We start from the raw sequence: 20538 nt of genomic DNA, 5'->3' as shown, positions 1-20538 counted from the left end.
ATCTAAAAAATGCCAAGAATCCTCACCGGAATACAAGCAACTGGAACGCCACATTTAGGAAACCTTTTGGGCGCCATAATTCCCGCTATCGAATTATCAAAAAATTCTAATACAGAATCTTTTTTGTTTATCGCAAATCTGCATTCTTTAACACAAATTAAAAATGCAAAAAACTTAAAACAAAATACTTACGAAATTGCTGCAGCGTGGCTCGCTTGTGGATTGGATACTGAAAAAACTTTCTTTTACAGACAAAGTGATATTCCAGAAGTGACAGAACTTTCTTGGTATTTATCTTGTTTTTATCCTTTTCAAAGACTGACTTTAGCGCACAGTTTTAAAGATAAAGCCGATCGCTTGGACGATGTAAACGCAGGTCTTTTCACTTATCCTGTTCTAATGGCTGCAGATATTTTATTGTATGACGCAGAAATTGTTCCCGTGGGAAAAGATCAATTGCAACATTTGGAAATGGCGCGCGACATGGGCGCAAGATTTAACAATCAAATGGGTGATATTTTTGTTTTACCACAAGCAGAATTACAAGAAGACACTAAATATGTTCCTGGAATTGACGGACAAAAAATGTCAAAATCTCGTGGAAATATTATCAATATTTTCTTACCAGAAAAAGATTTGAAAAAGCAGATAATGTCTATAGAAACCGATTCTAAAACTTTAGAAGAACCAAAAGACCCGGAAACAGATAAAGTTTTTGCTATTTTTAAATTAATTGCTTCTGCAGAAGAAACTGAAAGTTTAAAACAAAAATACCTTGCAGGTAATTTTGGTTACGGACACGCAAAAAATGAATTATTAAATTTAATTTTAAAAAAATATTCCAAAGAAAGAGAGTTGTTCAATTATTACTTGAACAATCTCCCAGAATTGGAAGCGAAACTAAATGAAGGCGCAGCAAAAACCAAAAAGATTGCGGCAGAAACTTTAAAAAGAGTGAGAGAAAGTTTGGGAGTTTAAATTTAAAGTGAAATTTAATTGCCACGAATGCACTAATATAAAATTATGGCATTAGTGGTATTTTTTTATAAATAATCTTTTATTTCAATTAAATTTTCAATTCTTTTAATATCATTTAAAGCCTGCTTTTCTTTAAAAACATCAAAGAAAATCACGTCTAAACCATAATTTTGAGCGCCAAGAAAATCTGCAATCCAATCATCACCTATTAAAATTGATTCTTCTTTTTCAGCATTTGCTAATTTTAAAGCGAAATCAAAAATTTTCGGATTTGGCTTTCTCACACCAACTTCATCGGCAGAAGTAACGGTTTCAAAATATTTGGTGAGTTTTGCTCCATCAATTTTTCGATGTGTCACTTCATGGAAACCATTGGTAATAATATGAAGCATATAATTTTTAGATTTTAAATAATCTAAAATTTCAATACTTCCGGGCACAACTTCATTGAAGGCTATAATTTCATCTAAAAATTGGTTTTCAAACTTTTGAGACAAAGCAAAATCATCAATTTCAAATTTCAAAAAAGAATCATAAAACCGGTGTTTTCTAAGATATTCTTTATCAATTTTTTCATCCCGGATTTTTGCCCACAAATCTTCATTTATAAAATCATACGCTGTGTGGAAATCTTCAAAACTAATTTGATGAAGTTCTTCAACTTGATATCTTTTAAAAAGAATACCTAAAGTTAGTCTTGCATTTTTGCGGTGATCCCAAAGTGTATTGTCTAAATCAAAAAAAATGTGCCGTATTTTCATAGGGCACAAATTTAAGGTTTTTGCTTCGGTTTAATTCTTAGAAATCAAGTATTTTTTTTTCTTTGTTTTTAGAATGGTCATACTTTTTGAGAATTGAAGTAAGAATGAGACCGTTTCTTTTTTAGGATTAAAAGTTGTAGTTTTTAAAGTGTCAAGATTTTTCATAGGCTTTTGTTTTTTTTAATTTAAATTTAAAACGCAAGCATTTAAAAAATATTGTTATCTGGTTAAAATAATATTTTTTTCTTCCATTATTTTTCTCAAATTAATCAAAGCATATCTCACTCTTCCCAGAGTTGTATTAATACTCGAATCTGTTTGATCTGCAATTTCTTTAAAACTTAAACCGTCAAAAAAACGAAGTTTAATTACTTCTTGTTGATTTTCTGGTAGATGCACTAAAAGACTAAGTAAATCTGAGTTTATTTGTTCTGAGATAATTTTTTCTTCAATATTTTCATCTTGCACTTGTAACATATCAAAAATGGAATATTCTTCATTATCATATGTAGTTTCAGAGACTTTTTTATGTTTTGAAATTAAACGATAATGATCTATTATTAAATTGTGCGCAATTCTTTTTGCCCAAAGTATAAATTTTCCTTGATCGTTATAGCCTCCTTCTTTCAACTTAACTATAATTTTCATGAAAGTATCTTGGAAAATATCATTTGCAAGATCATCATCCATTAATTTATAAAAAATATAGGTGTAAAGATCTTTTTGATGGCGGTTAATAAGAAAGCCGAGAGATTTCTCACAACCATTTTGGTAGGAATCAATTAATTGACTATCGGTATAAGTATTCATTATTTTTCTTTTTAAATTATGACCCAAAAACTTTCCACACTTCGCGTGTGAAAAACGTTTTCTGGTAATTAAAAAGTAAAATTATGCGATAGATGAATATTTAATTGATGGTAAAAGTAATAAAAAAAGTTAATACTTTGTTAAAAATAATAAAATATCTGTAAGTTTTTAACTTTATTTTAATAAATCTCGCAACAATAAAAAAGGTAAATTAACGGTGAAATTAAGATTGAATCCTTTTAAATCCTTTCCATTAAAAGTTTTGTTACTCATCGGAAAAGCGTAACCGCCACTCAAATCTACAATTCCAAATAATGAAACACCCAATTTAGGTGCAAAATATTTTGAAGTTACTTCCGCTCCTGCTAAAAAATAATAAGCATGATAAAGATCTACGTTTTTCTCAAAATTCAGTAAAATATCTCCTTGCAGTTTAGGCAAAACAGCAATTTTTGAATTTGCACTTCCTATCATTGCAGAAGCGCCTAATCTATAAATTACATTATCATTATTTAAAAATAAAAAACGACCTCCCAATTCCGCAAAACTCTGATTTTGATAAACATAACCAGCTTGCAACATAGTATAAGTCGTGAGTTGTGCCTTTGTAATTTGCCCGATAAAAATAAAACTTAAAACTAAAATTAAACGCTTTGCCATTGTTGGTAATATAATTAAAAACGAATATAAAAAAAACAGCTTTATGAAGTGTCATAAAGCTGTATTTATTTTAAATATTAAATTCTTTCTTAATCTCTTCTACTTTATCCAATTTTTCCCAAGTGAAAAATTCTAAATCTTTTACTACAAAATCTTCACCAGTTACCGTTTTAAAAGTTTTATCTGCAACATAATAATCTCTTCCCATGTGACCGTAAGAAGCCGTTTCTTGATAAATTGGATTTCTTAATTTTAGATTTTGCTCAATAGCATAAGGTCTTAAATCAAATAATTTTTGAACTTTTTTTGCAATTTCTCCATCTGTGTATTTCACTTTTGATGTTCCATTAGTATCAATAAATAAACCGCAAGGTTCTGCAACACCAATTGCGTAAGAAATTTGAACTAAAACCTCGTCTGCAACTCCTGCTGCAACTAAATTTTTTGCAATATGTCTTGTTGCATAAGCTGCACTTCTATCTACTTTGGAAGGATCTTTTCCAGAAAATGCACCACCGCCGTGTGCGCCTTTTCCACCATAAGTATCAACAATTATTTTTCTACCAGTTAATCCTGTATCTCCGTGTGGACCGCCAATTACAAACATTCCTGTTGGATTTATATGATATTTGATATCATCATTAAATAATTCCTGAATTTCTGGTTTTTGTTTTTCTTTTACAATCGGTATTAAAATTTCAATTAAATCTTTTCTAATTTTAGAAAGCATTGCTTCTTCCGCAGCAAAATCATCATGTTGTGTGGAAATCACAATACTATCAATTCTAACTGGTTTATGATCATCAGAATATTCAATCGTCACTTGGCTTTTCGCATCTGGACGAAGATATTTAATAGCATTATTATTTTTTCTCAGCGTAGATAATTCTTTTAAAATTGTATGCGCTAAATCTAAAGCTAAAGGCATATAATTTTCTGTTTCATTGGTTGCATAACCAAACATCATTCCTTGATCTCCTGCTCCTTGTGAATTCGCTTTTGTTTCAAAATCCGCTTCACCTTTCACACGATCTACACCTTGATTAATGTCTGAAGATTGTTCATGAATTGAAGAAATTATCCCACAAGATTCTCCATTAAACTTATATTCACTCTTCGTATAACCAATTTCATTAATTACATTTCTCGCAATTTCTTGCACATCAAGATAAGCTTTAGATTTTACTTCTCCTGCTAAAACAACTAATCCTGTAGTTACTAAAGTTTCGCAAGCAACTTTTGATTCTCTATCAAAAGCTAAAAAATTATCAATCAATGCATCAGAAATTTGATCTGCAACTTTATCTGGGTGACCTTCAGAAACGGATTCCGAAGTAAATAAATAAGACATAAACTTTTATTTAAAATTAATTATAGAAAAAATTTTGAAAAATAAAGACCCTTGAAAAAGCTAAAATAGAAAATCTGTTTTAGCATTTTTTTGAGAGGTTGCAATCAGTTCAAATTTTTCCTCGAAATATTGGGGACAAATTTAAGATTTAAAATTCAATTGTAACAAACTTTTTAAATTAATTTACAGATGCTTGTATCGCAACAAAATCTTTAGGAGCTTTATAATAATTTAATTTAAACTTCAAAGATTTTTGGATGGAATTCACCAATTCATCAATGATTTTTTGTTTATAAGTAGGTTTATAATAAATAATTGAAATTTCGCGAAAAGGAAAAGGTTTTACAAAATGAGAAACATTATTCCTCTGTGTTTCTGATAATTGGTCAACAGCCAATTCTGGTAAAATGGTAATTCCGCCCATTTTATCTACCATATGGATTAATGTAGAAATATTAGAAGCCAAAAATTCTAAATTTTTTGGTTTGGCGGAATTTTCTTTTAAGTGACAAATCTTTTCAAACTGATTTCGCAGACAATTTCCTTCTTCTAAAAGCCAAACTTTATCTATGTCAATTTCTTCAGGAAGAATAAAAGACTCTTTTTTTGTTTTATTTTCCCCGGAAGAATATACCATCAATTCTTCATTAAAAATAAATGTTTTTGAAAACTCTTCTGCTTCATTGTAAGGTGTAGAAATAATTCCTGCATCCAATTCACCACTTTTTAAAGCTTTTATAATACTTTCTGTGGTCATTTCTTTTACATTGAGTTCTATTTTTTCATTATTAGAAATAAATTCAAAGATTTCTGTTGGAATTAGACACCCAGAAACTGTTGGAATAATCCCTAAATTTAATTTACCTCCCAAAATATTATTAAGTTGATCCGCTTTATTACGCAGTTCCATTACATTATCAATAATTAAAGTGGCTTGTTTTATTATTTCAATTCCAGCATCTGTAGTTCGAATGGGATGTGTTGTACGATCAAATATTTTAACATCCAATTCATCCTCAAACTTCTGAATCATCGCACTCAGAGTAGGTTGTGTTATAAAACATGACTTTGCTGCATTCCCAAAATGTTTATATTTATCCACTGCGATAAGATATTCCAATTGCTGTATATTCATTTAATAAATTTTATCTATTACAAATATAATTATGTTTTTAGAATTATACATATTTAAAGCAAACTAAATAGTAAATTTGTTTAAATAAAAAATTCAAAAATGGATTCTAAAAAATTAACAAACGCTTCTGGATCTCCATATTTTGATCACCAGGATTCTCAATCTGTGGGTGAGCGCGGTCCTTTATTTTTGCAAGATTTTATTTTACAAGAAAATTTAGCCCATTTCGTTCGCGAGCGAACTCCAGAAAGAGTGGTTCATGCAAAAGGAAGCGGCGCTTATGGGACTTTTACAGTTACGCATGATATTTCAAAATATACCAAAGCAAAATTATTTTCAAAGGTTGGAAATTCTTGTAAAATGTTTGCGAGATTTTCTACTGTTGCCGGTGAAAAAGGAAGTGCAGATACAGAACGTGATCCGCGTGGTTTTGCTTTAAAATTTTATACTGAAGATGGAAATTGGGATTTAGTAGGAAACAATACGCCTGTTTTCTTTATAAAAGATGCCAAAAAATTCCCAGATTTTATACATACACAAAAGCGAATTCCAAAAACTAATTTGCGAGATAAAACTGTGATGTGGGATTATTGGAGTTTAAACCCCGAAAGTTTACACCAAGTTTTAATTGTAATGTCGGAGCGCGGAACTCCGGTTGGTTACAGACATATGCACGGATTTGGCTCTCATACTTTTTCTATGATTAATGAAAATAATGAAAGAGTTTGGGTGAAATTTCATTTTAAAACCGAGCAAGGAATTAAAAATTTCTCTTCCGAAGAAGCGAAAAAAATGCAAGGTGAAAATCCCGATTTTGCACAAGAAGATTTAGTAAATGCAATTGAAAAAGGTGATTTCCCGAAATGGAAAATGTACATCCAAGTAATGACAGATGAACAAGCGAAAGAATTCCGATGGAATCCATTTGATGTAACTAAAGTTTGGTTTCAAGAAGAATTCCCTTTAATAGAAGTTGGTGAAATGGAACTTAATGAAATTCCAAATAATTATTTTGCGCATGTAGAACAGGCCGCATTTTCTCCGAGTAATTTAATAAATGGAATTAGTTTTTCACCAGACAAAATGTTGCAAGGAAGATTATTTTCTTACGCAGATGCAGCAAGATATAGAATTGGTGTCAATGGAAATCAGTTGGAAGTAAACCGATGTCCTTTTGGTTTTAATAATTTCCAAAGGGACGGTTTTATGGCAGACTCAAAGCAATATAGAGATGAACCAAATTATTATCCAAATAGTTTTGGCGTGGTGAAACCTGATGAAAAATATAAAAATTTTGAATATGATTTAGACAGTCTTCATGTTGCAAATTTTAATAGAAACGCAAATGACGACGACCATTATACACAACCAGGTTTGCTTTACACCAATGCAATGAATAGAGAAGCAAGAGAAAATCTTATTAATAATATTGTAGATCATATGCGCGGAATAAAAGGTGAGAAAAAAGATGAAATTATAAACCGGCAATTGTGTCATTTCTTCAGAGCAAATATTGAATTAGGAATGAAAATAGCAGAAAAACTTCAAATTAAAATTGACAGTAATATGATAAGTCATTCTGCAGAATAATTAGAAATATTTTTTAATCCAATTTTCATAAATTGCATTTTTAAATTTAAATTAAACCATGAACTATCAATTTTTAAGCATTTCCAAAGAAAATTTTGTAACCACAATTACAATCAATAAACCCGAAAGTTTAAATGCTTTAAACAAAACTATTATTGAAGAACTTTCAAACGTCTTTTCAGAAATAAATGAAGATAAAGATTGCCGTGTTGCTATTTTAACAGGAGCTGGAGAAAAATCTTTTGTTGCAGGTGCAGATATAAAAGAATTTAGTGATTTTGGTTCGGCAAATGCAGAAAATTTAGCTCGGTTTGGACAAGAAAAATTATTTAATAAAATCGAAAATTTAAGCAAACCTGTAATTGCAGCTGTAAATGGTTTTGCTTTAGGTGGCGGTTTAGAATTGGCAATGTCTTGTCACATTAGATATGCTTCAGAAAATGCAAAACTTGGTTTACCAGAAGTTACTTTAGGATTAATTCCCGGTTACGGCGGAACACAAAGATTACCAAAATTAGTAGGGAAAGGAATGGCAAATGAAATGATTTTTTCCGCAAAAATGATTTCTGCACAAAAAGCAAAAGAAATTGGTTTGGTAAATGAAGTTTTCAGTAGCGAAGAACTTTTAAGTAAATGTTTAGAATTAGCAATTACAATTTCTCGAAATTCTCCACTCGCCATTCAAAAAGCAATAAAAGCAGTCAATTTATATAATACTTTAGAAGGCTTTGAAACTGAAATAAAATCTTTCGGTGAATTGTTTGATTTAGAGGATAAAAAAGAAGGTGTGAGTGCATTTTTAGAAAAAAGGAAACCCAATTTTTAAATGGCAAAAATTACAAAATTTGATAAAGCCTATTTAAAAATGGCGATGGAATGGGCAAAATTGTCTTATTGCAAAAGAAAAAAAGTAGGTGCGCTTATTGTAAAAGACAGAATGATAATTTCTGATGGTTATAATGGAACGCCTTCTGGTTTTGAAAATTGCTGTGAAGATAATGAAGGAAATACACTTTGGTACGTTTTACACGCGGAAGCCAATGCAATTCTAAAACTCGCAACAAGTACTCAATCTGCAAAAGGAGCCACACTTTATATTACACTTTCACCTTGCAAACAATGCAGCAAACTTATTTTGCAGGCCGGAATAAAAAAGTTGGTTTATATAGAAGATTACTCTGATTTCGATGGAATTTCTTTCTTAAAGGAACACGAAATTGAAGTGTTAAAAATAGATGAAAACCAACTTTTTCAATCTTAAATAAAAATGGAATGGAGTGAAAAAATTAAGGATTATGAAAACTATCTTTTATTGGAGAAGAGTTTTTCAAAAAATACTTTAGACGCTTATTTAAGAGACGTTAATAAGATTAAGAATTTTGCATTAGAAAATTTGCATAATGTTACGCCAGAAAATATTTCCTACGAACAAATCCAAGAATATCTTTTTCAAAATAGCAAACAAAAATTTAGCGAACGTTCACAAGCAAGATGGGTTTCTTCCATAAAATCATTTTTCAATTTTTTAGTAGAAGAAGAAATTAGAGAAGACAATCCTACTTCACTTTTAGAAGGTCCAAAACTCGGAATTTATTTACCCGACACGCTTTCTGTGAATGAAATAGAAAAAATTATAAAAGCCGTTGATCGCAGTTCTATTCTCGGACAAAGAAATTATTGTATCGTTGAAACGCTTTATGGATGCGGTTTACGAGTTTCCGAATTAGTAAACCTAAAAGTTTCTAACATAAATTTTAAAGAAAATTATTTGAGTGTAGATGGAAAAGGAAATAAAACTCGTTTTGTGCCTATTGCAGATTTTACAGCGGAAGTAATTCTAGATTTCTTAAAAGAGTGTAGAATAAATATAAAAATAAAGAAAAAACACGAAGATGTAGTTTTCCTAAATAGACGCGGTTCTGCAATGTCACGCGTGATGGTTTTTATTATTATTAAAGAATTAGCAGAAAAAGCAAATATTAATAAAACAATTTCACCACACACTTTTCGGCATTCATTTGCGACACATTTACTTCAGAATGGTGCGGATTTGCGGTATATTCAAGAAATGTTGGGACATTCAAGTATTACAACAACTGAAATTTATACGCATTTGCAAACTGAAGAATTGCGAAATGTGATTTTAAATTATCATCCTAGAAATAAAAAGTAATAATGGAAGAGTTATCATTTTGCCCAAAATGTGGACATCAAACTTTAATTTGGGATCAGGATTCAAAATTAACTTGCAGCAATTGTGATTTTGTAATGTATCAAAATTGCGCAGCTGCAGTCGCAGTTTTAATAAAATTTAAAGACAAATATTTATTTACCTGTAGAAATAAAAATCCCCAAAAAGGCTTTTTAGATTTAGCCGGTGGATTTACAGACACCAACGAATCTTCTGAAGAAACTTGTAAAAGAGAGTTAAAAGAAGAATTAAACCTAAATATTAAACCTGAAAATTTAAAATATTTGGGAAGTTTACCAAACACTTATCTTTTTAAAAATATAAAATACAATACTTTAGATTTGTTTTATCTTTATGAAATAGAAAAAGAAACGCAACTCAATCTCCAATTAGAAGAAGTTTCTGAAGTAGTTTGGTTAAAACAAAATGAACTAAAAATTAAAGATTTAGCTTTTGATTCCCAAAGAAAATTTTTAAAAAAATATTTTAATATTCTTTAGATTTCAATAATGCTTCAAAATAATTAATAAGAATTTGCCTATCTGCTTTTGTAATATTCGCTTTCGGATGATACGCAATATACGCAGACATCGGCATTTTATATTGTTCTAAATCCGAGATTGAATTTTCTAACATATTTTTCTTCAAATCCGAATTAAAAGTCGCCCATTCCGAGAAATTCAGATGTTCTCTTCCATCATTCACATGGTTTTTTACAGCCCAAGAAAGTGGCGCTATAAAAGCATAATTTGGATATTTTGTCTCATTAGAATGACAATCGTAACAAGCATTTTTTAGCAAATTTTGAACTTTTGGTGGCGAATTTAAAACCTCGACAAAGTTTTCTGATTTTTTCACAGGTTTATTTTCTCTATCAATTGGGATAAATTGAATAAGTGAAATCCCAATCAAAAACCAAAATACGATTGTTTTAAATGTTTTCATATTTATTTTTGGAGAACTTTTTCCTTCATTTTCGGGAGAACTTTATCTCTTCTTATCGGTGGTAAATCAGGGCTTTTTTGAAATTCTTTTGACTTGCTTTCTTGTTTATTTTGTGGCGCAATTTCTGGTAAATTTTCAGATTCATCAATTGGAGCCTGATTTTGCAAATCCCAACTTTCTACAATTTCCCAAAAAGGTTTTACCTCTAATTTTTTATTAAATGAAAATACATCTTCTGCGTAGGTTTGTGTCATAAAATCTGCGGTGTCCCAAACTCCATTTTCATTATTATCCACCAAAATTCTGACAGAATAAACCCTTGGTTTTAGCTCTGTGAATTTATTTTCTAACTCTGTTGATTTTTTAGAATAAGCAACTTTATCCTCATTATTTACAAGTTCAATCCAAAATGGATGTTCTGGTTTATTTATTAAATTTAAAGTAAAACTTCCATAATTTTCAGCTTTATCTATCTCAAAATTAAATTGGTAAGATTTCTCAATGCTTTCAAAATAAGAAGAAACAGATTCTTTTAAAACCGTTAATTGGTATTTTTTTCCTTCTTTAAAATCAGATTTTATAAAAATTTCATGCGGATTTGTTTTTGAAATTCCCGCTTTAAAATCTTGCTTTAAACTATCCGAAACCAATGAGAATTTTTCAGGTAAAATATTTTCTACAGGTAAATTAGAATAGATTTTAAAATCTTTTTTCGGTGGCAACAAATTTCCATTTCTATTGCTCAATTCCATTAGATTTTTTGGATCATGTTTATAAAATAATGAAACACTATCTTTCTTTGAACCAATTTCATATTTAAATTTCAAATTCTGTGAATTTTGCAAACCGATATTTTCGCGTTGTGCGTCAAAATAAATATTTACACTATCGGATTTTGGTTGATGAATAACTTTATAATTTTTGAGCAAATTATCATTAGATGTCACTTTCACATCTTCTGGATTTCCTTCAAATAAAAGTAAAATTCCACCAGTTTGCGATTTCCATTCTACATATTTTTGTGGTTTTTTAGAAGGATAAATTTTTAAATTTAAACCAGAAATATTTTGTTTTAAATCAATGTCTTCTTTCTGAAATCCAATTTTTTCTTTTCCATTATCAAACACAGAATTGCTATTTTCATCTTCAAAAGCTATAATTTTATATTTTCCTGGAGAGAGATAATTTAGTTCAAAATAACCATCTGGATCCGCTTTTGTAATGTAATATGGTTTTTGACGAAAATCCATAGAATCTTTCACTTGAAATAAACCAACAACAATATTTTGATCTTTATTTGCGGTACTATTTTTTCCATTCGCAAAAGCATCTTTCACAACTCCACTAATATATAAATTATCAATTTTATCGCCCGTAGAAAAAGCAAAATTATAATAAGGAAGCGGATTTCCTTCATTAAAATCTATAATAGAATTACCGAAATTAAAACTATAAGTAGTGTTTTCCGCTAAAGTATCTTTCCATTGAATTAATAAAAATTTTGTCGCCAAATTAGAAGGAATAATTTTCGTTATTTGTTTTATGGGTGGCGAAATAATGAGATTTTTATTAATGTCTTTCAAAGTAATGTATTCGTCAAAATCCAAGCGAAGTTCTTTTATATTTCGAGGAACATTTACACGAGCAGAATCAATATTTGAACCTAAAAATTTTGGAGCAATTGTATCTTTTTTTCCACCAACTGGGGAACCAACTCGAGCACAAGAAATTGTAAAAAGTGTAATTAAAATTAAATAAAAATAATTTTTCATTGATAATAAAATTCGGCGGAAAGTTACGTTTTTTATTAATTTAATTTTCTATTCTGAACTTTCATCCACCGAGTTTTTTAAACTGTCTTTTGGTGTGGTTACTTTTAATAGTTTTTCCTTTTCGTAAGGAAAATCTTCAAATAAACTGGAAAGCGCTAAAGCAGAATAAACACGTTGTGAATATTTATTTCCAATAGCAACAATCGTAACATTTGATTTCAGCAAATGCGCAAAAACAGCGTTACTTCCGTGCCACCAACCGTTATGATAAGTAAGTTTTTCACCATTATCAAAGATTTTCATTCTAAAACCAACTCCGTAATTATTAATTCCGGGATTTTCATTACTGTGTGGTTCAAAAACCAGTCTCATTAAATCTTCTCTTAGAAAATTTTTCGCAAAAAGTGCTTTAGAAAAATTTAATAAATCGCGTGGCGTTGTGTAAACATTTTTATCACCATAAATTAAATCAAGTCGGTCCAAAGGATAAAGTTTATTTCCACCGTTAAAAAAAGATTGCGCCGCAGTTGCCGTATCTTTTTCCTGAAAAATATAAGTATGATCCATTTTCAAAGGTTTGAAAATGATTTCTTGCATCGCTTGTGGAAAAGGTGTTTTAGTGACTTTTTCTAAGATTAAAGCCAATAAAGCAAAATTGGTATTGCAATACATAAAGCCAGAATTTACAGGTTTTGCGAGCTCTGGTTTGTATTTTTCTAAAAGATTTAAAACATCTTGATTGGTAAGATATTTTTTTGAAAGTTCCGTTGGTTCAGGTTTTATTCTTTCAATAAAATACTCATATTTTGGTAAGCCACTTCTTTGAGTTAAAAGATTAAAGACCGTCACTTGTGGATAAGGAAATTTTGGAAAAAATTTAGTTAAATGATCGTCTAATTTAAGCAAACCACCTTCTACTAATTTCATTGTCGCCATTGCTGTTAAAGTTTTAGAAACTGAAGCAACGTGAAGTGGCGTGTTTTCATTAATGGGCATTTGTTCATTTTCACGACCAAAACCTCGGTAATCTTCAAAAATAATTTTATTTCCTTTTGCTACTAAAAGACCACCACTTAAATTTCCTTTTTCCCAAACTTTTTCGTAATAATTTTGAATGGTTTTTTTAACAGAATCTTCGTTCTGTATTTTTATATTCTGTTCTGTAAAGATTTTATCAACATCAACATTTCCAAAATTTGGAAGCGTGGTTTGGTAAGAATTTTTATCGGAATCGGAATTCTTTTTACAAGAAGTTAAACTAAAAGCAAGGCATAAAAGGAGAAAATTTCTGTACAGCATTATTTATCAGCAAGTTTTTTTAAAGAAAAACGAATGTAAGAATAATCTGTTAAAAAGTGCTTTTAGAAAGAAAGATTAAGAATATTTTAACAGAATTTTATCTACAATAAATTGTGCTAATTTCTCTTTACTTTCCAAAGTCCAACCTGCAATATGTGGTGTAATAATTACTTTTTCTGAATTTAAAAGAAATTCTAAATTCTCTTTTTCTTTTTTGTTAAGTGAAGTAGCAGTATCAATATTTTCAAAAGAAGCTTTTTCAAATTCTAAAACATCTAAAGCTGCACCTTTAATTTTACCAGATTTTATACCATTAACAAGTGCAGAAGTTTCTACATTTTTTCCGCGTGCAGTATTAATTAAATAAAAATTTTTGTGCATTTTAGAAATAAAATCTTCATTAATAATGTAATGCGTACTTTCATTAATCGGCAAATGTAAACTGATGAAATCAGCATTTTTCTGCAATTCTTCTAAAGAAACTTGGCTTGCAAATTCATCAGATAAATTAGGAAGAATGTCGTGAAAAATAACTTTTGCACCGAAACCACTCAATCTTTTAGCAAGGGCTTTTCCCATATTACCGTAGCCGATGATTCCAAAAGTTTTGCCATAAATTTCATCACCGCGATTTTCTTCTCTCTTCCAGATTCCTCTTTTTACTTCTTCCGAGGAAATAATTAAACGATTCATTAATAATAAAAGCATTCCTAAAGCTTGTTCTGCAACAGCATCTCTGTTTCCTTCCGGAGAATTAAAAAGTGTAATTCCTAATTCTTTTGCAACTTCTATATTAATATTTTCCATTCCTGCACCAACTCTTGCAATGAATTTCAAATTTTTAGCTTTTCTTAAAAAATTTTCGTCTAAAGGAATTCTACTTCGAATTATTATACCTTCAAAATCTGAAATTTTATTTAAAATTTCGTCATAAGTGGAAGTGAAATCTTCTTCAAAAGTAAATCCTTTTGCAGAAAGCTGTTCTTCAATTAAAGGATGGTTTTTATCTAAAAGTAGTATTTTCATTTTGGCTTTTTAACATGATTCTTTAAACACAAATTTTTTTCTATTTTCAAAATTAAACCATCCAAATTCGTGTCATTTGTGTTCTAAAGAAAAAATTTTTGTGTCATTTATGTTTAAACATCTATTCCGGCGCAAACAATTTTTTCAATTCCACGCTGTCTTTTGCTTTCATTCTTCCTGATAAAATAAGCGATAATTCTTTTCTGCGCAAAGCAGCTTCCCATCTTTCTATTTCTAATTCCGTTTCTGGAATTGCGTCTGGAATGGGAACCGGCATATTGTATTCATCTACAGCGACGAAAGTATAAATTCCGTCATTTGTATGAATTTTTGTCTGTTTTATTGGATCGTCTAACCAAACATCCACATAAATTTCCATTGAGGTAGAAAATGCACGTGAAACTTTTGATTCTAAAACTACAATTCCGCCTTCTGGAATTGGATGTGAAAAAGAAACGTGATTTACTGAAGCGGTTACAACTCTTCTTGCACAATGTCTTGCCGCAGAAATTGCTGCGCAACGATCCATTTTTGCGAGAAGTTCGCCACCAAATAAATTTCTTAAAGAATTGGTTTCATTGGGTAAAACAATATTTGTCATTACCGTGCGAGATTCGCTTACAGGTTTTTTATTTTTTGGCATTGATGTTATTTTGAGTAGGAATAGAATCAGGTTTTATTGTATCGCTTTTAATATTTCCTTTTTTAAGAATTGGAATTATTTTAGTTTTATTCAGATTTTTAAAAGATTTTTTACCAAAAATTAGTTCTGGTTTTTGAGTTGTAAAATAAACAATTGCAGCTGCAGGAATTATAAAAAGCAACCACCACAATTTATTATTATTGGTTTTATAATCAGTTTCGGATGGTTTTTCAAAATTTAGAGATTTAGTTTTAAGTTCGGATAAATTTATTTTTTCCAACCCAAAATTATCTGGATTTTCTCGGGAAAAACGTTTCCCTTTAAAAACTAGGCTATTTTCAGTAGTATAAAAATTACCGAATTCTTGAATTTCTAATTCGTGTTTTGCTTCAAGCGTATTTTTCCAATAAGTAGTAAGTTCAATTAATTTATCAGAAATTTCTTGTGTTGATTTATTTCCTTCTTTAGCTAAAAAATCGGTTAGATTTAAATCTTTTAAATCGTAATTAACTTCAAAAATAATTTCTTTTCCCGGCGGTAAAAATGCGGCAGATTTTTCATCATAAAAAGCAGCAGAATCTATCAATTTAAAAGAACCAAAATCTGGTATTTTTACTTCTTTTTTTATTAATAAATATTTTGAAATTAAATCTGTCATTCCCATATTTTGCACAAATTTAAAGTATTTTGTACAATAAAAAAAAGACTGCCAAAAAGCAGTCTTATATTTTTAAACAATTAAAAATTTACTTAATAAATTTCACAGTTTCTGTTTGGCTTCCGTTAGAAATTTTCACAATATAATTTCCTCTTTGCGGAACGTTAAGTTCTAATCCAAAATCTGAAGATTTTACTTGAGATTTTTCAACAATTTTCCCACCCATGTCATAAACTGTAACATCAAGATTTCCTGATAGTTTTGTATAAAGTTTACCATCTGCGACAAAAGAATTCTTCTTTGCATTTTGTAAATCATTTACAGCTAAACCACTTAAAATAGTTGTGAGATTAATAGACAGATCTGCAGATTGTTTAGTTGCTCCATTTTGCAAATCTTTAAAAACCATTCCAACTTTATTAACTGTTGTTCCCTGTGGAACTGTATTATTAGTGTTGGTAAAAAGTTTAGTATTTAAATCTATTGTTCCTACATAAGCTCCAACTCCGGAATCAAAATTCATAGTTACTGTAGAATTTGTCCAGGCATCGTTATACGCAACATTTTGAGAGTTATCTGCTGCTGAAATAAAAACATGTACATAAAAAGTAGGCACCCCAAAACCAGGATCATAAGTTGTGTAATCATTAGTTGCACCATAAGTAATTTTATAAACACCGGGACTCAAAACCTCTGTTTGCACTTGTGCAAAACTAATGGAGATAATTGCTATTGAAAGCAAAAAAGAATAAAGTTTTTTCATTTTAAAAGATTTTTTATTATACAAAATTATAATTCTTTATTTAATTAAACATCAACTATTTAATAAATTTTTAAACTTTTTTACACAATTAAAAATAAAAAAAAGACTGCAAGAAAGCAGTCTTTAAAATTATAAAAACAGAGGAATTATTTAATAAATTTTACTGTTTCTACTTCTTTTCCGTTAGAAACTTTTACAATATAAGTTCCTCTTTGTGGAACATTAAGTTCTAAAGCAGAATCTAAAGATTTTACTTGAGATTTTTTTACAATTTTACCGCTCATATCATAAACTGTAACATCCAGATTTCCTGCTAATTTTGTATAAAGTTTACCACCTGCGACAAAAGAATTTTTCTTAGCATTTTGTAAATCTGAAACAGCAAGTGTATTATCTATTGTAAAAGTAGCTTTGTAATTTGGGCCACCGTTATTTGAGTATTTTGTACCAACACTTGTTGGTGCGTCAAAATAAACTTCAAGATTATAATCTCCATTCGTTAAACCTGATAAAATATTTGTGGTTCCATCAGCTTTTTCCCAAGTCTGATTCCCGCCGCCATCATCCGATTTAAAACCTGCATTCAAGGTTGTAAAAGCTGCTACATCTCCAGTTTTATAAACTTTATAATAAACATTTGCTCCTGTAACATCTGCACCACCATTTTTCCAGGTTTTTATTTGACCACCTGCAAAAACTAAACTTTGAGTATTATAAAATGTACCGAGATTTGCACCATTAAAATCTGTGTTTCCAGTTGTTGCTTGTGCATCATAATAGGAATTTCCGGCGCTATTTATGTTTAATATAACATAAGTTTCATAAATACCAGCATCTTGTGCTTTTAAACTAAAGCTAAAAATAGATGTAGCAAGAATTACTAACATCAGAGAATAAAGTTTTTTCATTTTAATAAATTTTAAGTTAGATTATTATACAAATGTATAAATTTTTTGATACCAAAATAAAAATTATTTAAAAAAAAACCATGAAACACCCATTGTCACTAATGTCCCAGATTGAGAAAAGTAATAAGGTCCGCTGTAAACATAACCATTGTTTACATATTTTTTATTAAAAATATTATTTATTAAAAGATTAAAAGTGAGTTCATTTTTATTAAGTTTCAAATGATATTCTCCCATAAAATCTGAGAGCAAATAAGCGTTTAATTTATAAAGTTTATTTTCTGTATTATCTAAATACTGTTTTCCTACATATTGATTCTGAATTTTAAAATTTAAATTTTCTGTAGGAGAATATTGCAAACTGAGATTAGAAATTATATTCGGTGAAAGAGAAATGGAAGTATTTCCTAGATTTTGTACCGAATTTCCATTTTCTACGATAAAATTTCTATTTTTATTTTGGCTTAAAGTGAAGTTTCCAGCCAATTGAAATTGTTTTGAAATCGGAATTAAAGTAGAAACTTCTATTCCTGCGCGGTAGCTTTTCCCAGAATTCACACGAATAAATTCTCCAACATTATTAATTTGTCCATTATAAACCAACTGATTTTCATAATTCATAAAATAAAGATTGGCTGTAAGTGAGGCATTTCCAAATTTTTTCTCGAGACCAGCTTCAAAATCGTGAAGTTTTTCTGCTTGAGTTTCTGGATTTGAGAATAAATCATCTCGGTTTGGTTCGCGGTGAGCATGAGCATAAGAGAAAAATATTTTACCGCCATTTATTCTGTAATTAACGCCAAATTTTGGATTAAAAAAGAGCCAGTTTTTATCTAAATTTAAACCTTCATCATCGCCTTGCTGAATAATTTCAGTAGAATAAGTAATATTTCTGAGTTGCAAATCTCCGAAAAATTCAAAATTATTTACTTTAATTAAAGCTTTTGCAAAACTTGCAACTTCATTTTTTAAAGACGTGTTTCTGTAATATTCAAATTCATTGATTTGCGGAAATTGAACACCCGAAACATTCCCAAAATGTCGTCCAAAATATTGATTTGCAACTGCGCCAAAATTTAAATCTAAGTTTTCAAATTTTCCAAATAAAGTAGAAACCACGCCGTAAAAATCATTGTTCAACCATTTTTTACGGATGAAATCTGTGCGTTTTACTTCAGAATTATTTACAAAAATATTCGGTAAATTGTATTTAGAAAATTTCGCATCTTGTTTGTAATTGTCGTAGTAACCTTGTCCTTTTGTATAGTGAAAAGTGGTTTCTAAATTCCATTTATCATTTAGTTTTTGCTCCCAAAGTAATTGATAATGATTTTGTTTATAATTATCTGTCTCATTATCATAAAACCCAATAATATTGGTAAAAGTGGGATCGTAAATTGCGCCAGAAATATTAAATTTAGGATTGGTTTCCCAAGTCTTTTTATCAATTCCGTTCCAAGCTTGATAGGTTTTTTCTTTTCCACCAAAAGTGAGGAAACGTAATTTTGTTTTTTTGGTTTCAAAAAGCGCTGTGAATTGATAAGAATTTAAATCTGAAAAAGCGCGATCAATATAACCATCGGAATGTATTTTTGAGTAACGCGCCATCAAAGATAATTTATTATTCAAAAATTTACCTGAGCCAATTTCTGCGGAATATTTATACGTATTTAATGAACCATAACTTTCATCAGTTTTTATATAAAATCTTTCTGACGGATTTTTAGATAAAATATTGACACTCGCTCCAAAAGCAGAAACGCCATTACTGGAAGTTCCAACGCCGCGCTGAATAATAATATTAGAAGCGGAACTCGCCAAATCTGGAACATTTACAAAGAAAGTTCCTTGACTTTCGGAATCATTGTAAGGAACGCCGTTTAACATGACATTAATTCCATTTCCACTAACACCGCGAATTCTAAATCCCGTGTATCCAACTCCGTTTCCAGCGTCGGAAGTTGATAAAACTGAAGTTTGATTTTTTAGTAAAATTGGTAAGTCTTGCGCTAGATTTTTATTTCCTAAATCCTTTTCAACATTAATAATGTCTTTAGAAACGGGCAATCTTCTGGTGAAATTTACGGACTCAATCTCTTTTATATTGAGAGAATCCTGTTGCGTATTTTGTGCATAAAATAATGGACTTGCACAAAGTCCTAAAATAAAAAATCCTTTCATTCTTTTAATTTTTTTAATAAATTATTAGAATAAAAGGGGAAATAATAAGATACGATCACCAAAAATTTGGTGTTTTTCCCTAAACAGCATTATCTGTTCTAGGTTCATTGGGTATCATCTCAGCTTTTTACAGCACCCCTTTTTTCTTGTCACAAAAATAATTAAAAAAAATTAATAAGCGACGTTATTTTGATTAATATAGAAATAATTTTTACCGTCTTTACTTACTTCGAACATTTTGCCTAATTTCCAACTATAGTTTAGTTTAATATCATTATAAATAAACGGGATTATAATTTTTCCGGTTTTATCTATCACTCCAAATTTGTCTTTATTAATTCCAACTAACATCGGATTATTAATATCATCTCCTTCCATCACATGCAATCTTTGATATTGTGGATAAATTACAAAATCTTTTGGGTTTGCTTCATCTATATAATTTTTGTCAACCAAACCATAAAAACCTTTCATTTCATAAGCTTTATATTTTTGAGATTTATAACTTGATGGACATTTTCCCAAATCGGTTTTTATAAAAGTATAAACTTTTTTACCGTTTTTATCTATTCTGTAAGTTATTTTATTTAAATCTACAGTTGCATAATCACTACTACCAAATGTTCGAACTTTTTCATTAGGTGAATTTAGTAAGTTGCAATCTTCATTAAAAAACATTCCTAAACTAAACTGTGGCGCAATTATCATTTTGTGTTTTTGGTTTACATAAACTACTTTGTTTTTTATTTTGTATGGAATTAAAGTTGCGAATTCATTTTGAATTAATGAATCTTTTCTAATATTCGAGTTTTGAGATTCATATAAAAGACTCATTACTACCAAAAATAATGTAAGAATGGATTTCAT

21 protein-coding genes are annotated in these 20538 nt (G+C 29.6%); 6 read left to right on the top strand and 15 right to left on the bottom strand.

The features are described 5' to 3' along the window. Nucleotides 1-9 precede the first annotated feature (9 nt). Nucleotides 10-978 carry a tryptophan--tRNA ligase gene (gene trpS, locus ACN0WB_RS03025; protein ID WP_417428698.1) on the top strand — a complete coding sequence of 323 codons (969 nt, stop codon included), beginning with the start codon at nt 10-12 and terminating at the stop codon, nt 976-978. Between the two features lie 65 nt (nt 979-1043). On the opposite strand, the gene ACN0WB_RS03020 is transcribed toward trpS, so the two are convergent. The 5 genes from ACN0WB_RS03020 to ACN0WB_RS03000 form a co-directional block, all read right to left on the bottom strand. Continuing rightward, nucleotides 1044-1739, bottom strand: a complete 696-nt coding sequence (locus ACN0WB_RS03020) for a YjjG family noncanonical pyrimidine nucleotidase (RefSeq protein ID WP_417428696.1) — start codon at nt 1737-1739, stop codon at nt 1044-1046. 219 nt (nt 1740-1958) lie between these two features. After that, complete coding sequence (locus tag ACN0WB_RS03015) at nt 1959-2549, bottom strand: RNA polymerase sigma factor (RefSeq protein WP_417428694.1); 591 nt, start codon at nt 2547-2549, stop codon at nt 1959-1961. Nucleotides 2550-2723: 174 nt separating this feature from the next. Beyond that, nucleotides 2724-3209 carry a hypothetical protein gene (locus ACN0WB_RS03010; protein WP_417428693.1) on the bottom strand — a complete coding sequence of 162 codons (486 nt, stop codon included), beginning with the start codon at nt 3207-3209 and terminating at the stop codon, nt 2724-2726. Between the two features lie 70 nt (nt 3210-3279). Beyond that, nucleotides 3280-4560, bottom strand: coding sequence for a methionine adenosyltransferase (gene metK, locus ACN0WB_RS03005; protein ID WP_417428691.1), 1281 nt, complete (start codon nt 4558-4560; stop codon nt 3280-3282). Between the two features lie 178 nt (nt 4561-4738). After that, on the bottom strand, nt 4739-5695 hold the full coding sequence (locus tag ACN0WB_RS03000) for a LysR substrate-binding domain-containing protein (RefSeq protein ID WP_417428689.1): 957 nt from the start codon (nt 5693-5695) through the stop codon (nt 4739-4741). Between the two features lie 99 nt (nt 5696-5794). Here ACN0WB_RS03000 and ACN0WB_RS02995 point away from each other — a divergent pair, with 99 nt between their 5' ends. Genes ACN0WB_RS02995 through ACN0WB_RS02975 form a run of 5 tightly spaced genes read left to right on the top strand, consistent with a single transcriptional unit; the run spans nt 5795 to nt 9976 of the window. Continuing rightward, the gene (locus ACN0WB_RS02995; protein ID WP_417428687.1) at nt 5795-7285 is read left to right on the top strand and encodes a catalase; all 1491 of its coding nucleotides are present in this window, start codon (nt 5795-5797) and stop codon (nt 7283-7285) included. A 58-nt stretch (nt 7286-7343) separates the two neighbouring features. After that, nucleotides 7344-8111 (top strand): enoyl-CoA hydratase-related protein, encoded by a 768-nt coding sequence (locus ACN0WB_RS02990; protein WP_417428685.1) that lies wholly within the window; start codon nt 7344-7346, stop codon nt 8109-8111. Further along, entirely contained in the window at nt 8112-8546 is a 435-nt protein-coding gene (locus ACN0WB_RS02985) for a deoxycytidylate deaminase (protein WP_417428683.1), read from the top strand. It abuts the gene before it with no gap. A gap of 6 nt (nt 8547-8552) precedes the next feature. After that, nucleotides 8553-9458 (top strand): site-specific tyrosine recombinase XerD, encoded by a 906-nt coding sequence (gene xerD, locus ACN0WB_RS02980; RefSeq protein WP_417428681.1) that lies wholly within the window; start codon nt 8553-8555, stop codon nt 9456-9458. 2 nt (nt 9459-9460) lie between these two features. Further along, nucleotides 9461-9976 carry an NUDIX hydrolase gene (locus tag ACN0WB_RS02975; RefSeq protein WP_417428679.1) on the top strand — a complete coding sequence of 172 codons (516 nt, stop codon included), beginning with the start codon at nt 9461-9463 and terminating at the stop codon, nt 9974-9976. On the opposite strand, the gene ACN0WB_RS02970 is transcribed toward ACN0WB_RS02975, so the two are convergent. From ACN0WB_RS02970 to ACN0WB_RS02925, 10 genes are all read right to left on the bottom strand, one after another. Then, the gene (locus tag ACN0WB_RS02970) at nt 9963-10421 is read right to left on the bottom strand and encodes a heme-binding domain-containing protein (protein WP_417428677.1); all 459 of its coding nucleotides are present in this window, start codon (nt 10419-10421) and stop codon (nt 9963-9965) included. The genes ACN0WB_RS02975 and ACN0WB_RS02970 overlap by 14 nt on opposite strands. 2 nt (nt 10422-10423) lie before the next feature. Next, entirely contained in the window at nt 10424-12193 is a 1770-nt protein-coding gene (locus tag ACN0WB_RS02965; protein WP_417428675.1) for an Ig-like domain-containing protein, read from the bottom strand. Between the two features lie 48 nt (nt 12194-12241). Next, nucleotides 12242-13492 carry a serine hydrolase domain-containing protein gene (locus tag ACN0WB_RS02960; RefSeq protein WP_417428673.1) on the bottom strand — a complete coding sequence of 417 codons (1251 nt, stop codon included), beginning with the start codon at nt 13490-13492 and terminating at the stop codon, nt 12242-12244. Nucleotides 13493-13567: 75 nt separating this feature from the next. After that, nucleotides 13568-14518, bottom strand: a complete 951-nt coding sequence (locus tag ACN0WB_RS02955; RefSeq protein WP_417428671.1) for an NAD(P)-dependent oxidoreductase — start codon at nt 14516-14518, stop codon at nt 13568-13570. A 121-nt stretch (nt 14519-14639) separates the two neighbouring features. After that, the gene (locus ACN0WB_RS02950; protein ID WP_417428669.1) at nt 14640-15161 is read right to left on the bottom strand and encodes an acyl-CoA thioesterase; all 522 of its coding nucleotides are present in this window, start codon (nt 15159-15161) and stop codon (nt 14640-14642) included. Next, entirely contained in the window at nt 15148-15819 is a 672-nt protein-coding gene (locus ACN0WB_RS02945) for a hypothetical protein (protein ID WP_417428667.1), read from the bottom strand. The genes ACN0WB_RS02950 and ACN0WB_RS02945 overlap by 14 nt, the downstream gene beginning before the upstream one ends. Before the next feature lie 88 nt (nt 15820-15907). Continuing rightward, complete coding sequence (locus ACN0WB_RS02940; protein WP_417428665.1) at nt 15908-16582, bottom strand: T9SS type A sorting domain-containing protein; 675 nt, start codon at nt 16580-16582, stop codon at nt 15908-15910. Between the two features lie 146 nt (nt 16583-16728). Further along, on the bottom strand, nt 16729-17490 hold the full coding sequence (locus tag ACN0WB_RS02935) for a T9SS type A sorting domain-containing protein (protein ID WP_417428663.1): 762 nt from the start codon (nt 17488-17490) through the stop codon (nt 16729-16731). A gap of 63 nt (nt 17491-17553) precedes the next feature. Next, a complete protein-coding gene (locus tag ACN0WB_RS02930) occupies nt 17554-19671 on the bottom strand; it encodes a TonB-dependent receptor (RefSeq protein ID WP_417428661.1) in 2118 nt (705 codons plus the stop codon). 171 nt (nt 19672-19842) lie between these two features. Continuing rightward, nucleotides 19843-20538, bottom strand: a complete 696-nt coding sequence (locus ACN0WB_RS02925) for a WG repeat-containing protein (RefSeq protein ID WP_417428659.1) — start codon at nt 20536-20538, stop codon at nt 19843-19845.

The sequence above is a fragment of the Halpernia sp. genome (genome assembly GCF_048269545.1).
Taxonomy (GTDB): Bacteria; Bacteroidota; Bacteroidia; order Flavobacteriales; family Weeksellaceae; genus Halpernia.
Note: the sequence above shows the minus strand (reverse complement) of the source record. Positions and strands in the feature narration are given on the sequence as shown.

Coding starts and splice junctions, on each gene's coding strand:
- ACN0WB_RS03010 (WP_417428693.1), bottom strand. CDS start 3,209: ATGGCAAAGCGTTTAATTTTAGTTTTAAGTTTTATTTTTATCGGGCAA.
- ACN0WB_RS02965 (WP_417428675.1), bottom strand. CDS start 12,193: ATGAAAAATTATTTTTATTTAATTTTAATTACACTTTTTACAATTTCT.
- ACN0WB_RS03000 (WP_417428689.1), bottom strand. CDS start 5,695: ATGAATATACAGCAATTGGAATATCTTATCGCAGTGGATAAATATAAA.
- ACN0WB_RS02945 (WP_417428667.1), bottom strand. CDS start 15,819: ATGACAGATTTAATTTCAAAATATTTATTAATAAAAAAAGAAGTAAAA.
- ACN0WB_RS02925 (WP_417428659.1), bottom strand. CDS start 20,538: ATGAAATCCATTCTTACATTATTTTTGGTAGTAATGAGTCTTTTATAT.
- trpS (WP_417428698.1), top strand. CDS start 10: ATGCCAAGAATCCTCACCGGAATACAAGCAACTGGAACGCCACATTTA.
- xerD (WP_417428681.1), top strand. CDS start 8,553: ATGGAATGGAGTGAAAAAATTAAGGATTATGAAAACTATCTTTTATTG.
- ACN0WB_RS02940 (WP_417428665.1), bottom strand. CDS start 16,582: ATGAAAAAACTTTATTCTTTTTTGCTTTCAATAGCAATTATCTCCATT.
- ACN0WB_RS02990 (WP_417428685.1), top strand. CDS start 7,344: ATGAACTATCAATTTTTAAGCATTTCCAAAGAAAATTTTGTAACCACA.
- metK (WP_417428691.1), bottom strand. CDS start 4,560: ATGTCTTATTTATTTACTTCGGAATCCGTTTCTGAAGGTCACCCAGAT.
- ACN0WB_RS02975 (WP_417428679.1), top strand. CDS start 9,461: ATGGAAGAGTTATCATTTTGCCCAAAATGTGGACATCAAACTTTAATT.
- ACN0WB_RS02950 (WP_417428669.1), bottom strand. CDS start 15,161: ATGCCAAAAAATAAAAAACCTGTAAGCGAATCTCGCACGGTAATGACA.
- ACN0WB_RS02995 (WP_417428687.1), top strand. CDS start 5,795: ATGGATTCTAAAAAATTAACAAACGCTTCTGGATCTCCATATTTTGAT.
- ACN0WB_RS02970 (WP_417428677.1), bottom strand. CDS start 10,421: ATGAAAACATTTAAAACAATCGTATTTTGGTTTTTGATTGGGATTTCA.
- ACN0WB_RS02935 (WP_417428663.1), bottom strand. CDS start 17,490: ATGAAAAAACTTTATTCTCTGATGTTAGTAATTCTTGCTACATCTATT.
- ACN0WB_RS03020 (WP_417428696.1), bottom strand. CDS start 1,739: ATGAAAATACGGCACATTTTTTTTGATTTAGACAATACACTTTGGGAT.
- ACN0WB_RS02955 (WP_417428671.1), bottom strand. CDS start 14,518: ATGAAAATACTACTTTTAGATAAAAACCATCCTTTAATTGAAGAACAG.
- ACN0WB_RS02985 (WP_417428683.1), top strand. CDS start 8,112: ATGGCAAAAATTACAAAATTTGATAAAGCCTATTTAAAAATGGCGATG.
- ACN0WB_RS02930 (WP_417428661.1), bottom strand. CDS start 19,671: ATGAAAGGATTTTTTATTTTAGGACTTTGTGCAAGTCCATTATTTTAT.
- ACN0WB_RS02960 (WP_417428673.1), bottom strand. CDS start 13,492: ATGCTGTACAGAAATTTTCTCCTTTTATGCCTTGCTTTTAGTTTAACT.
- ACN0WB_RS03015 (WP_417428694.1), bottom strand. CDS start 2,549: ATGAATACTTATACCGATAGTCAATTAATTGATTCCTACCAAAATGGT.